The organism is Sphingopyxis alaskensis RB2256 (assembly GCF_000013985.1).
In the GTDB taxonomy this organism is placed as follows: domain Bacteria; phylum Pseudomonadota; class Alphaproteobacteria; order Sphingomonadales; family Sphingomonadaceae; genus Sphingopyxis; species Sphingopyxis alaskensis.
On the sequence record NC_008048.1, the window covers coordinates 1604134 to 1616903 of the forward strand.

The following is a 12770-nucleotide window of genomic DNA, read 5'->3' on the forward strand; positions in this document are numbered from 1 at the left end:
CCCGGCGGCGGCGATGGTTGCGCCGACACGGCGTCAGGCCGCGAAAAACTGTTCCGGGGTCAGCGCCATCATCGTCTCGCTGCCCGCCTCGATCTTGCGGCGAAGCGATCCCGCGTCGGGCAGGAAGCGTTCGCCGAAGTGGCGCGCGGTGACGATCTTTGCATCGAGGAAATCCTTGGCTCCGCGCCCTTCGTCGAGCGCCTTCTGCGCCGCCTCGGCCATGCGCAGCCACATCAGCCCCAGCGCGACGATGCCGGTGATGTGCATATAATGATGCGCGCCGGCGCCGACATTGTTCGGGTTGGTCATGCCATTAGCCATGAACCACATCGTCGCGGCCTTCAGCTCGCCATTGGCTTTTTCGAGGCGCCCCGCGAAATCGGCGAGCGCGGGCTTGTCCTTCGCCGCGGCGCATTCGGCATCGACGATGGCGAAGAGGGTCTGGATCGCGCGGCCGCCATTCTGCGCGAGCTTGCGGCCGACAAGGTCCATCGCCTGCACGCCGTTCGCGCCTTCGTAAATCATCGTGATGCGGGCATCGCGGACATATTGGCTCATGCCATGTTCCTCGATGTAACCGTGGCCGCCGAACACCTGCTGCGCATTGGTCGCGACCTCATAGCCCTTGTCGGTGCCATAGCCCTTGATGACCGGGGTGAGCAGGCTGACGAGATCGTCGGCGAGCTGCCGTTCCTCCTCGGTCTCGGCCACATGCGCCAGATCGACCTGGAGCGCGCCCCACAGGCACAGCGCGCGCAGCCCTTCGACGGTCGCCTTGGCGTCCATCAGCATCCGGCGCACATCGGGATGGACGAACAGCGGGTCGGCCTTTTCCTGAGGGTCTTTCGGTCCGGTGAGCGCGCGGCCCTGGCGGCGGTCCTGCGCATAGGCGACGGCATTCTGGAAGGCGATGTCGGCCTGCCCCAATCCCTGAATCCCGACACCCAGCCGCGCGGCGTTCATCATCACGAACATCGCGGCGAGCCCCTTATTCTCCTCGCCGACCATCCAGCCGGTGGCGCCGTCATAGTTCATCACGCAGGTCGAATTGGCATGGATGCCCATCTTGTGCTCGATCGACCCGCATTGCAGCGCGTTGCGCTCGCCGAGCGAGCCATCTTCCTTCACGAGGAACTTCGGCACGATGAACAACGAGATGCCCTTCACACTGTCGGGCGCGTCGGGAGTCTTGGCGAGGACGAGGTGGATGATGTTGTCGGTCAGGTCGTGCTCGCCCGACGAAATGAAGATCTTGGTGCCCGTGATGGCATAGCTGCCGTCGCCATTGGGCACCGCGCGGGTGCGGATGAGGCCAAGGTCGGTGCCGCAATGCGGCTCGGTCAGGTTCATCGTACCGCCCCATTCGCCCGACACCATCTTCGGAACATAGCGCGCCTTCTGCTCGTCCGATCCCTTGACGAGGATTGCCGCAACGGCGGCCTGCGTCAGCCCCGGATACATGGCAAAGGCCTGGTTCGCGGCCATGCGATATTCCTCGACCGGAAAGCCGACGACATGCGGCAGTCCCTGTCCACCGAACTCTTCCGGCTGCGTCAGCAGCGTCCAGCCCGCCTCGCAATAGGCCTTATACGCTTCCTTGAACCCCTTGGGCGTCGTCACCGACCCGTCGTCGTGGCGCGTGCAGCCTTCAAGGTCGCCCGACTGGTTGATCGGGAACAGCACCTCTTCGCAAAACTTCCCCGCTTCGGTCAGCACCGCCTCGATCATGTCGGGGGTCGCGTTGGCGAAGCCGGGAAGATTGGCATAGTTCTCAACGCCAAGCACCTCGTTGATCAAGAACAGGCTGTCCTGCACAGGGGCGCGATAGACGGGCATGGGAAATCCTTCTGAAAAGCAGTTGATCGGGTCCAACTTGCCTGGGGAGAGGCCAGCTTCGGGTCGGACCGGCTATTTCTTGCCGGCGTCGACCTTTTTCACCATTTCGATGAAACGTGACAGTTCATCTACAGCGCTGTCAATATCGTCGCGCTGGCGGCGGAGCAACGCGATGCGTTCCTCGCATTTCTCGATCGTCACCTGCCGTTGCAGCTTGCGGCCGTCGCCGACATCATACAGGTCGATCATCTCGCGGATATCGGCGAGGCTGAAGCCGGTGCGCTTCGCGCGCAGAATCCACGCGAGCCGCGCGCGGTCGCGCTTCGAATAGATTCGCGACAATCCCTTGCGCGACGGACTGATCAGCCCCTCATCCTCATAGAAGCGCAGCGCACGGGCGGTGACGCCGAACTCGGTCGACAAGTCGGTGATGCTGAACTGTTCGCGCCCCAGATGGTCGGGCGTATCGATATGCGAGTGGCCGTAGGGTTCGGTCATGCCGACGAAACTAGTTTCCGTTGACGTGAACGTCAATAGCGCCAGAGCGCTCCGATTCCGGGCGCTTCAGCCTGCACAGGGCCGGAGGATATTGCCGCGACCGTCGGCGATCCGCAAGCCCCTTGCATCATCCGCCGACCAGCTCGCGCGCGGCAGCCGCAGCCCCGACAGCGAGGCGCGGTTCGGGCAGAGCAGCGCGCATTGCGGCGGCAGGCGTCCCGGCAGGCGCAACTCGTCATTTTCCTCGTGGGCCAGCGCCTCGCACCCTTTCGCCCCCGCGAAGCGCATCCGCCACCCGTCCCCCTCGCGCACCATCGTCCCCCGCGCGGTGCAGGACAGCGTGGCGCCGAAGGCCGCGGTTACGGCAAAGCGCCACTGCCCCGCCCCGTCGGGCACGACGCACATCGCGTCGCGGCCAAGGTCGTGCGCGCGCTCGAACACGCCGACCGGCGTAGCCGCTTCAGGGCGGACAACGCCGCGTTCGCGCGCCGCAATCTCCAGCGGATTTCCGGCGTCGATCGCCTCCTCGCCGTTCGCCCCGCGCTCGCACGCCGCGAGCAGCAGCGCCGCCAGCGCGAGGGCAACGCTAACCCTGCGCATCGTCCGCAAGGAAGGTCAGGCCGCCGTCGGCCTCGACGCGGCGATAGAAGCACGACCGGCGCCCGGTGTGACAGGCGGGCCCCGCGGGCTTCACGCGCAGCAGCAGCGCGTCCTGATCGCAATCGACGCGCATCTCGACCAGCGTCAGCCCGTTGCCCGACGTCTCGCCCTTGCGCCACAGCGCAGAGCGCGAACGCGACCAGAAATGCGCCTGCCCCGTCGCGCGCGTCGCCTCGATCGCATCCGCATTCATATGTGCGACCATCAACAGCGCCTGCGTGTCGGCGTCGACGACGATCGCCGTCACCAGCCCGGCGGCATCGAAACGCGGGAGAAATCGGTCGGTCGTATCGCGCTGCTCATCCATGCCCGCCGCTTTAGAGCAGGATCGAAGCCGCTGTCACCCCGCGCGTGACCGCCGATGTGACAATATCGTGATTAGGGGGGCGACAATCGCCTTTGCCCTCCCTATATGCGCGGCAGTCACTGCCCCCCTGCCGCTGGAACGCCATGCTGACGACCCATCCTTTCGACGACGACAAGCTCCGCGAGGAGTGCGGCGTCTTTGGCATTCACGGCGCCGACAGCGCTTCGGCGGTCGTTGCGCTGGGTCTCCACGCGCTCCAGCACCGCGGACAGGAAGCCGCGGGCATCACCGCCTTCGATGGCAAGGAGTTTCACACCCACCGCGCGATGGGGCATGTCGCCGGCAATTTCGATCGCGACGAGATCATCCGTCAATTGGACGGCGCTTCGGCGGTCGGTCACGTCCGCTATTCGACCACCGGCGAAACGGCCCTGCGCAACGTCCAGCCGCTGTTCGCCGACCTGTCGACGGGCGGTTTTGCGATCGCGCACAACGGCAATATCTCGAACGCCGCCGCGCTCCGCAAGCTGCTCGTCCGCCGCGGTTCGATCTTTCAGTCGACCAGCGATACCGAGGTGATCATCCACCTCGTCGCGACCTCGAGTTACCGCTCGCTGCTCGACCGTTTCATCGACGCGCTGAAACAGGTCGAGGGCGCCTATTCGCTCATCTGCCTGACCGCCGAGGGCATGATCGGCTGCCGCGACCCGCTCGGCATCCGCCCGCTCGTGATCGGCAAGCTCGGCGACGCGCACATCCTCGCGTCCGAAACGGTGGCGCTCGACGTCGTCGGTGCGGAGTTCCTGCGTTCGGTCGAACCGGGCGAGCTCATCATCATCCGCGACGGCCAGCTCACCTCGCACCGTCCCTTTGCCGAACAATCGGCGCGGCCGTGCATTTTCGAATATGTCTATTTCTCGCGCCCCGATTCGATCGTCGACGGCACCAGCGTCTATTCGGTGCGCAAGGCGATCGGCGCCGAACTCGCGCGCGAAAATCCGGTCGATGCCGACCTGGTCATCCCGGTCCCCGATTCGGGCACGCCCGCCGCGATCGGCTATGCGCAGGAATCGGGCATCCCGTTCGAGCTTGGCATCATCCGTTCGCACTATGTCGGACGCACCTTCATCCAGCCGGGCGACAAGGTCCGCCACCTTGGCGTCAAATTGAAGCACAACGCCAACCGCGCGCTGATCGCGGGCCAGCGCATCGTGCTGATCGACGATTCGATCGTGCGCGGCACGACGAGCCTCAAGATCGTGCAGATGATGCGCGATGCCGGGGCGGCGGAAGTGCATATGCGCATCGCCAGCCCGCCGACCTCGCACAGCTGCTTCTATGGCGTCGACACGCCCGAGCGCGCCAAGCTGCTCGCGGCGCAGATGACGATCGGCCAGATGGCGAACTTCATCAATGCCGACAGCCTCGCCTTCCTGACCATCGACGGCCTCTATCGCGCGCTGGGCGAGGCGGATCGCAAACAGGACGCGCCGCAATATTGCGACGCCTGCTTCACCGGCGACTATCCGACCACGCTGACCGACTTCGACGAGCATGGGCTGGAGGATCAATTTTCGCTGCTTGCCGAACGGGTTGTCTGACATAATGGTTACAAGGTCTGAAGAACTGGCGGGGCAGATCGCGCTCGTCACCGGGGCAAGCCGTGGTATCGGCGCCGCAATCGCCGAATCGCTGGCCGCACGCGGCGCGCATGTCGTGATCACCGCCCGCACCGCCGGCGGGCTCGAGGAACTTGAGGACCGCATCCACGCCGCAGGGGGCAGCGCGACGATCGCGCCGCTTGATCTGACCGACGGCGACAGCATCGCCCGCCTCGCCAGCGCGATGGCCGAACGCTGGCAGCATCTCGACATGCTCGTGCTCAACGCCGCGATGCTCGGTACGCTCACCCCTGTCGCGGCGATCGACGGCAAGGAATTCAACAGGACGCTGACGCTCAACCTGATCGCGCAGCAGGCGCTGATCGCCAATTTCGACCCGCTGCTTCGCCGTGCCGCGAACGGTCGGCTGCTTGCCCTGTCCACCAGCGTCGCGCGCACCCCGCGCGCCTATTGGGGCGCCTATGCCGCGTCGAAGGCCGCCTTCGAGGTGCTTGTTACCAGCTATGGCGCGGAAATGCGCAATATCTCCGGCGTTCGCACCGCCATTCTCGATCCGGGCCCCACGCGCACGCAGATGCGCGCGCGCGCCTATCCCGGCGAAGATCCGCAGAGCATCAAGGAACCAGCCGCGGTCGGCGAATATGTCGCCGACCTGATGGTGCAGGGCTTTGACAGCACCGCCTTCCATGCTTTGCCCAAGGTGATGGAAAAAGCTTAACGCCATCTTTGCATTCCTGCGCTAAGACACGCGCAAAATCGGGTTTGCGAGGGCGTGGAATGACCAGGACTATCTTGCGATCGGCGATGGCTGCGGCGATCGGCATCGTCGTTGCGTTCGGGCTGATCTGGCTGGCGCAATATGCGGGCAGCGAAATCGCCCCCGCCGAATATGATCCGGCGACGGGCGAGATATTGATCCCGATCGGCTCCACCATCGCGCTGGTCGTCGGCTGGTTTATCGCCACATTTGCCGGGAGCTGGCTCGCCATGCGCATTTCCGGCGGGACCGGCGCGGGATGGGTCGTCGCCGGTGCCGTGATCGGCGCGGCGCTCTATACCGCGATCGACTTTGCCGACACCTGGTGGATGATGGTGCTGGGCGTTACCGTCCCGCTCGCCGCGGTCTGGCTCGCACAGCGGGCTGCAAGTATCATCGCCGAATAATCGTCGCCCCCGCGAAGGCGGGGGCCGCGCGCGGCCTTCCTCAGCATGGCCGCGCAAATCTCCGGCGGTCCCCGCCTTCGCGGGGGCGACGCTTTTCCTATTTCGCCTCGCGGTCCACCGCCGCCTGCACGGCCTTGTAAAAGGCCTCGCGCGCTGCGCCGACGCCTTCGGGGTCGGTCGCGGTCGGCCAGTTGCCGTTCGACGCGATCACCAGCTTGCGCTTCGGATCGATAAAGATGCCCTGCCCGAAAATGCCCTGCGCGGCAAAGCTGCCATCGTCATTCGTCCACCATTGATAGCCATAGCCGCGGCCCGGCACGCCGATCTCGGCCTGCTTGGTCGTCGCCGAGGCCAGCCAGTCGTCGGGCAGCACGTTCACGCTGCCCGCCACACCGCCGTTCAGGATGAACTGGCCGAAACGTGCATAATCCCTGAGGCTTGCCGACATGCAGCAGCCGCTGATCTCGTGCCCCGTCGGCCCGAGCATCCATGCCGCATCCTGCTCCATGCCGAACGGCTTCCAGATTTTCTCCGACAGATATTGCGACAGCGTCTTGCCCGTCGCGCTCGATACCAGCACCCCGATCAGATTGGTCTCGCCGGTCTTGTACACCCATTTCGATCCCGCAGGCGCTTCGCGCGGCAAGCCCTTCATATAGCTGACCGTTATATCTTCGCCCGCAACCGGTTTCTGCAGGTTGAACTGCGCGACGTCGGACTTGGGATCGGTATAATCCTCGTTCCATTTGACGCCCGAAGTCATCGTCAGCAGCTGGCGCACGCTGACATCGTCATAGGCCGATCCCTTCAGGCCGGGGATATAGGCGGCGACCTTGTCGTCGAGGCTCTTGATATAGCCATCCTTCACCGCCGCCCCCACGAGCGTCGAGGTGAAACTCTTGGCGACCGAAAAGCTCGTCCAGCGGCCCGCCGCATCATGGCCGAGCGCATATTTTTCGAGCCGGATCTTGCCGTCCTGTACGATGATCAGCCCCGCGTTGCGCTGCTTCGCCATATGGGCATCGACATCGAGCCCAAAGTCGATCGGCGTGCCTTGCGGCAAGGGATAGGCGGTATCGCCCGCCTCGATCGGGTTCACGACGACCCTGGGCACCGTTTCCATCGTGCGAAAGGCGCGGTCGCGTTGGTCCTGGGTCCAGAAAAGCACGTTCAGATCCTTTGGCAGTTGATCGGTGGTTTGCGTCGTCGCGGGCACACTGCACGCCGCCGCGGCGCCGAACAGCACCGCCGCCAGGAATCGTCGCATCTTGTTTCCTCCCCTGTTCTCAAGCCGGTTTTTCAAGTGTGACCTGCGCGACGTCGATCCCGCCGCCGCGAAAGCCTCCCTCGCAATATTGCAGATAATAGCGCCAAAGCCCGACGAACCGTGCGTCGAAACCGGGCGGCAGCCGATCGTCGGCCACCGCGGCGTCGAAACGCTCGCGCCATTGGCGCAGCGTTTCTGCATAGTCGCCGCCAAAATGATGAGCGTCGCGCCAGATCAGCCCTCGTTCCTCCGCGAGCGCGCGGAAGCGACTTTCGGACAGCAGGCAGCCGCCGGGGAAGATATAGGCCTGAATGAAATCGCTGCTCGCCGCATAGCGCTCGAACAGCGCGTCGTTGATCAGGATATACTGGATCGCCGCCTTGCCGCCGGGCCGCAACAAGCGCGCGATCGCATCGAGATAGGCGGGCCAATAGGCCTGCCCCACCGCTTCGACCATTTCGACGCTGGCGATCGCGTCGTACGGCCCCTGTACGTCGCGATAGTCGCAAAGCTCGATCCGCGAACGCCCCGACAGATCGACCGCCGCCAGCCGCGCGTCGGCGATTTCGGCTTGCGAGGGCGACAGGGTGATGCCGGTATAGATCACATCGTGCCGCTCGACCGCGCGTTCGGCGAGTGCGCCCCAACCGCAGCCGATTTCGAGCAGCCGGCTTCCCGACCTGAGGTCGAGCCGGTCGAGGATCGCGTCGAGCTTTGCCGCCTGCGCTTCCTCCAGCGACTGGGCCGGATCGGCGAATAGTGCGCTCGAATAGTTCATCGCATGATCGAGCCATAACCGATAGAAATCATTGCCCAAATCATAATGCGCGTGGATGTTGCGCCGCGCCCCGCGCCGGTCGTTGCGGTGAAGCGCGTGAATAACGCGGTTCAGCCAGCGCGACGGGCCGTGCGCGCGCCCTGCATTACCCAGCGCCTCGCCATTGCGCATGAACAGGTCGAACAGCGGCACCGGATCGGGCGACGTCCATTCGCCCTTTTCCCACGCGCGGTACCAGCCGACCGACCCCGACAGCGCAAGCCGCGCCAGCGCCGCCCAGCTGTGCAGATGGACGATCGCCGTCGGCCCCCTGCCGCGCCCGCCGAGCAGCCGGACGCTCCCGTCGGGCAAATGCCCCTCGATCGTCCCGGCGAGCAGCCCCGCGTCGATGCGGTCGAGCAGGCGGTGGAACAGCGCCGTCGGCGCCAGCGCAATCAACCGCGCCATCACCCCGCCCGCGCGATAGGCACGGTCGGCGCGGAGCAGTTCCTTGCCGCGGCGGGGGCTGACATGCGTGTTCATAGCCCCTTCCTGCCTCAAAGGCGGACGGCTGACAATCGTCTGAAACGATGCGGCCATGACGTCACACGCGCGGGCGATCTATAGGGGTTCGCTGGCGGTATCGGGCGCGGTCAGGCGAACCTGAAAGCGCTCTTCGGCCAGCGGATGCATGAAACGCTGGTCGCGCAGCACCAGTGCGTCGCCATCGCGTTCAGCGACCGGCATCCGCGCCCAGAACAGAAAGGCGCGCGCGGCCGGGTCGCCCTTGACCCACATTGCCAGCCGCGGATCGTCCATGCCCGTCGGGGCACCGGTCAGGTCGACAGAGCCGCCGACGCCGGGCGTGAAGCGCGCGGTGCCATAACGTTCGGCGGTGCGCCAGAAAATGTCGCGCCGCCAGAAGGCGAGCGGCGGCGGGCTCGCAACGACGAGCGCGTCGGCCTTGCCGCCCGCGGCCAGCGCCTCCGACGCCATGCGCTCCGCCGCGCCGGTGATCAGGCCGTTCACGAAAATATAGCCCGAAACGACCATGAAACCGGTCCACGCGGGCTGTCGCCAGTTCGCCGCGCCGCGGCGCTCGCGGCGAAACGACAGCCACAGCGAAACGGCCAGCGCGATCCAGATCCACAGATCGATGATGAAGAGGCTGTCGCCATAGAACCATCGCGCGGAAAAGGGTTCGAGCAGGCGGATGCCATAATTGTTGAGCCAGTCGAGCGCCGGATGGCTGAGGCAGCCGATATAGGCGAGCGCAAGCAGCCAGCCGCGATGAAGCGGAAGGCGATCGACGGGCCGCTTGCCGCGCCGTTCCTGCCAGCGGTCGAACGACATCACCAGCGCCCAGAGGATGATCGGCAGCGCCAGCATCGCGATCGGCCCATGCGTAATCCCGCGCCGAAAGCCCAGATGCTGCACACCTTCGAGCCAGAACAGGCAGGCTGCGTCGATGTCAGGCAGGTTCGCCGCCAGAATCAGCGTCGGCATCGCCAGCCCGGTCTTCTTCTTGAGGCCCATCTGGCCCAGCAAGGCGCCGACCAGACTGTGCGTCAGATTATCCATGGTGCGGACGCGTCAGAGCTCGGAGCCCTTTTCGGTCACTGTCCAGGTTTGTCCCTTCTTGAGCAGGCTTTGCAGGTCGGCGGTTTTGCCTTCGGCTGCGGCGGCATTCTGGCGCCAGACATCGGCCTCGAAGGTCGGCCGCGGGTCGTCGTAGAGGACGCCCAGCGCCATCGGAAACTCGCCGAAGCGCATCTCGACGAGCATGTGGGCGACGCTGCGATTGGTGACGTCGTGAACGATCACCCCCGCGGCCTGCCAGTCGCCGTCGACGACCTCGACGGTCTTGAGGTGCAGCGCCTCGGCGTCGAGCGCGATGCCCTTGGTGCCCTTGGCATAGAGCATCGGTTCGCCATGCTTGAGCCAGAGCTGGCGGTCCTCGGCGCCCTTGGGAGCGGCAAAATCCTCGAACACGTCTTTGTTATAGACGATACAGTTCTGAAAAATCTCGATAAAGGCGGCGCCCTTGTGGGCATGCGCCGCCTTCAGCACGTTCGGCAATTCCTTCGATACGTCGAAGCCGCGCGCGACGAACCGCGCGCCCGCACCGAGCGCAAAGGCCGCGGGCTGCGCCGGACGATCGACCGATCCATAGGGGGTCGAGGGACTGGTCGTGCCGACGCGACTGGTCGGCGAATATTGCCCCTTGGTGAGGCCATAAATCTCGTTGTTGAACAGCATGATCTGGCAATCGAGATTGCGGCGAATGAGGTGCATCGTGTGGTTGCCGCCGATCGACAGTCCGTCGCCGTCGCCGGTGACGATCCAGATGTCGAGCTGCGGATTGGCGAGCTTCAGCCCCGTCGCAAACGCCGGCGCGCGACCGTGGATCGTGTGAAAGCCATAGGTTTCCATATAATAGGGGAAGCGCGACGAGCAGCCGATGCCGCTGACGAACACGGTGTTCTCGGGCGCGGTGCCGATTTCGGGCATCGTGCGCTGCACCGCCTTCAGGATCGCATAGTCGCCGCAACCGGGGCACCAGCGGACTTCCTGATCGGTTTCCCAATCCTTTAGCGTCGTCGTCCGCGCGATGGTCGTCATCTCGTTCACTTGAGTGCCTCCTCGATGGCGGCTTCGATTTCGGCGATGGTGAAGGGCTGGCCCGACACCTTGTTCACGGGCCTCGCGTCGACCAGATACTGATCGCGCAGCACCGTCTTCAGCTGGCCGGTGTTCATTTCGGGTACGATCACCTTGTCATAGCTTTTCAAAAGCGCGCCCAGATTGGCGGGCAGCGGCCAGATGTGGCGGATATGGACGTGGCTGACATCGCAGCCCTCGGCGCGCTTGCGCCGCACCGCCTGATGGATCGGGCCAAAGGTCGATCCCCAGCCGACAACCGCGAGCTTGCCGCCCTCGGCGCCCAGTTCGACGATCTGGTCGGGCACCTTGATGCCGTCGATCTTTGCCTTGCGGATGTCGGTCATCGCCTGATGGTTGGCGGGCGCATAGTTGATGTGGCCGGTGTCGACTTCCTTTTCGATTCCGCCGATGCGGTGGAGCAGGCCGGGAGTGCCGGGCCTGACCCACGGCCGCGCGAGCTTGTCGTCGCGACCATAGGGTTTGAACCCGCCTTCGGGCACTTCGGTCAGGAACTCGACCGGGAACGCTTCGTAAGTCGTGAGGTCGGGCACCTTCCAGGGCTCGGCGGCGTTGGCGATATAGCCGTCGGTGAGCAGCATCACCGGGGTCATATATTGCACCGCGATGCGGCACGCCTCGATCGCGCATTCGAACGCATCGCCGGGCGAGCGCGCGGCGATCACCGGCATCGGCGCATCGCCGTTGCGGCCATAGACCGCCTGATACAGGTCCGACTGCTCGGTCTTGGTCGGCAGGCCCGTCGAAGGACCGCCGCGCTGCGAATTGACGATGACGAGCGGCAGCTCGGTCATGATCGCGAGCCCCATCGCCTCGCCCTTCAGCGCGATGCCCGGCCCCGATGAACTGGTGACACCCAGCGCGCCGCCATAGCTTGCACCGATCGCCGAACAGATGGCGGCAATCTCGTCCTCTGCCTGAAAGGTCGTGACGTCATATTCCTTCAGCCGCGACAGATGGTGCAGGATCGCCGACGCGGGGGTGATCGGATAACCGCCGAAGAACATCGGCAGCCTGGCGAGCTGCGCGCCAGCAACGAGTCCAAGCGCAATGCCTTCGGCGCCGGTCAGCGTTCGATAAAGGCCGGGCTCGGCAGGCGCCGGATCGACATGATGCTGTTTGAGCGGGCCTGCCAGCTCGGCGGTCTCGCCATAGGCGTGACCCGCATTGAGCGCCGCGACATTCGCCGCCGCGAGATCGGGCGCCTTCGCGAACTTGGCATTCAGCCAGTCGATCAGCGGCTGGCGGTCGCGGTCGAACATCCAGAGCGCGAGCCCCAGCGTCCACATATTCTTGCAGCGCAGTGCTTCCTTGTTGCCGAGCCCGAAGGGCTTCACCGCATCCAGCGTCAACTGGCTGATGTTGAGCTTCAGGAGCTGCCATTTCGCGAGACTGCCGTCGTCGAGCGGGTTCGCGTCATATTTCGCCTTGGCGAGGTTGCGGTCGTTGAACTCGCCTTCGTCGGCGATGATCAGGCCGCCGGGCTTGAGCGCCGGAACATTGGTCTTGAGCGCCGCCGGGTTCATCGCGACGAGCACGTCGGGCGCGTCGCCCGCGGTGTCGATCGCCGACGAACCGAAATTGATCTGGAACGCCGACACGCCGAACAATGTGCCCTGCGGTGCGCGGATTTCGGCGGGAAAGTCGGGGAAGGTCGCAAAATCATTGCCCGCCAGCGCAGAGGACAAAGTGAACTGACCGCCGGTCAACTGCATCCCGTCGCCGCTGTCGCCGGCAAATCGAACCACCACTGCATCCGAAAGGGGGGACTGCCGCTTCTCGCCGGCCCGGTCCTCTACCGCTGTCGCCATTTTTTCTTCTGCCTCAAAACTTGCGAACCTGTGACATCGGCCTAGGCCTGTGCGCGCCAAGCCGCAATTGAGAAAAAATTGTGCGCCGCAAAGGGTGACGCATGGGTGAGTTTCGATTTGCCATTGAATTTGCGGTGTCGATAGCGAATAGCCGGGCGACGATGGC

Annotated in this window: 12 protein-coding genes; 3 read left to right on the forward strand and 9 right to left on the reverse strand. The window is 64.9% G+C overall.

Annotation, left to right across the window (positions count from 1 at the left end):
- Positions 1-33: 33 nt before the first annotated feature.
- The 4 genes from SALA_RS07795 to hisI form a co-directional block, all read right to left on the reverse strand.
- The gene (locus SALA_RS07795) at positions 34-1836 is read right to left on the reverse strand and encodes an acyl-CoA dehydrogenase C-terminal domain-containing protein (protein ID WP_011541830.1); all 1803 of its coding nucleotides are present in this window, start codon (positions 1834-1836) and stop codon (positions 34-36) included.
- A 72-nt stretch (positions 1837-1908) separates the two neighbouring features.
- Positions 1909-2334, reverse strand: coding sequence for a MerR family transcriptional regulator (locus tag SALA_RS07800; RefSeq protein ID WP_041383178.1), 426 nt, complete (start codon positions 2332-2334; stop codon positions 1909-1911).
- A 66-nt stretch (positions 2335-2400) separates the two neighbouring features.
- Positions 2401-2934 carry a hypothetical protein gene (locus SALA_RS07805; protein ID WP_011541832.1) on the reverse strand — a complete coding sequence of 178 codons (534 nt, stop codon included), beginning with the start codon at positions 2932-2934 and terminating at the stop codon, positions 2401-2403.
- A complete protein-coding gene (gene hisI, locus SALA_RS07810) occupies positions 2921-3301 on the reverse strand; it encodes a phosphoribosyl-AMP cyclohydrolase (protein ID WP_011541833.1) in 381 nt (126 codons plus the stop codon). Before hisI ends, SALA_RS07805 begins: the two co-directional genes overlap by 14 nt.
- Positions 3302-3444: 143 nt before the next feature.
- On the opposite strand from hisI, the gene purF reads away from it, so the two are divergent.
- From purF to SALA_RS07825, 3 genes are read left to right on the forward strand one after another with little or no spacing between them, the layout of a single operon-like run.
- Positions 3445-4902, forward strand: a complete 1458-nt coding sequence (gene purF, locus SALA_RS07815; RefSeq protein ID WP_041383179.1) for an amidophosphoribosyltransferase — start codon at positions 3445-3447, stop codon at positions 4900-4902.
- Positions 4903-4906: 4 nt separating this feature from the next.
- The gene (locus tag SALA_RS07820; RefSeq protein ID WP_011541835.1) at positions 4907-5641 is read left to right on the forward strand and encodes an SDR family NAD(P)-dependent oxidoreductase; all 735 of its coding nucleotides are present in this window, start codon (positions 4907-4909) and stop codon (positions 5639-5641) included.
- 59 nt (positions 5642-5700) lie between these two features.
- Positions 5701-6087, forward strand: coding sequence for a hypothetical protein (locus tag SALA_RS07825; protein WP_011541836.1), 387 nt, complete (start codon positions 5701-5703; stop codon positions 6085-6087).
- 97 nt (positions 6088-6184) lie between these two features.
- On the opposite strand, the gene SALA_RS07830 is transcribed toward SALA_RS07825, so the two are convergent.
- From SALA_RS07830 to SALA_RS07850, 5 genes are all read right to left on the reverse strand, one after another.
- The gene (locus SALA_RS07830) at positions 6185-7354 is read right to left on the reverse strand and encodes a serine hydrolase domain-containing protein (protein WP_011541837.1); all 1170 of its coding nucleotides are present in this window, start codon (positions 7352-7354) and stop codon (positions 6185-6187) included.
- A 19-nt stretch (positions 7355-7373) separates the two neighbouring features.
- A complete protein-coding gene (locus SALA_RS07835; protein ID WP_011541838.1) occupies positions 7374-8654 on the reverse strand; it encodes an SAM-dependent methyltransferase in 1281 nt (426 codons plus the stop codon).
- A gap of 78 nt (positions 8655-8732) precedes the next feature.
- Positions 8733-9692 carry a metal-dependent hydrolase gene (locus SALA_RS07840; protein WP_011541839.1) on the reverse strand — a complete coding sequence of 320 codons (960 nt, stop codon included), beginning with the start codon at positions 9690-9692 and terminating at the stop codon, positions 8733-8735.
- A gap of 12 nt (positions 9693-9704) precedes the next feature.
- Complete coding sequence (locus SALA_RS07845; RefSeq protein ID WP_041383180.1) at positions 9705-10742, reverse strand: 2-oxoacid:ferredoxin oxidoreductase subunit beta; 1038 nt, start codon at positions 10740-10742, stop codon at positions 9705-9707.
- Positions 10739-12604, reverse strand: coding sequence for a 2-oxoacid:acceptor oxidoreductase subunit alpha (locus tag SALA_RS07850; RefSeq protein ID WP_011541841.1), 1866 nt, complete (start codon positions 12602-12604; stop codon positions 10739-10741). Before SALA_RS07850 ends, SALA_RS07845 begins: the two co-directional genes overlap by 4 nt.
- Positions 12605-12770: the final 166 nt, after the last annotated feature.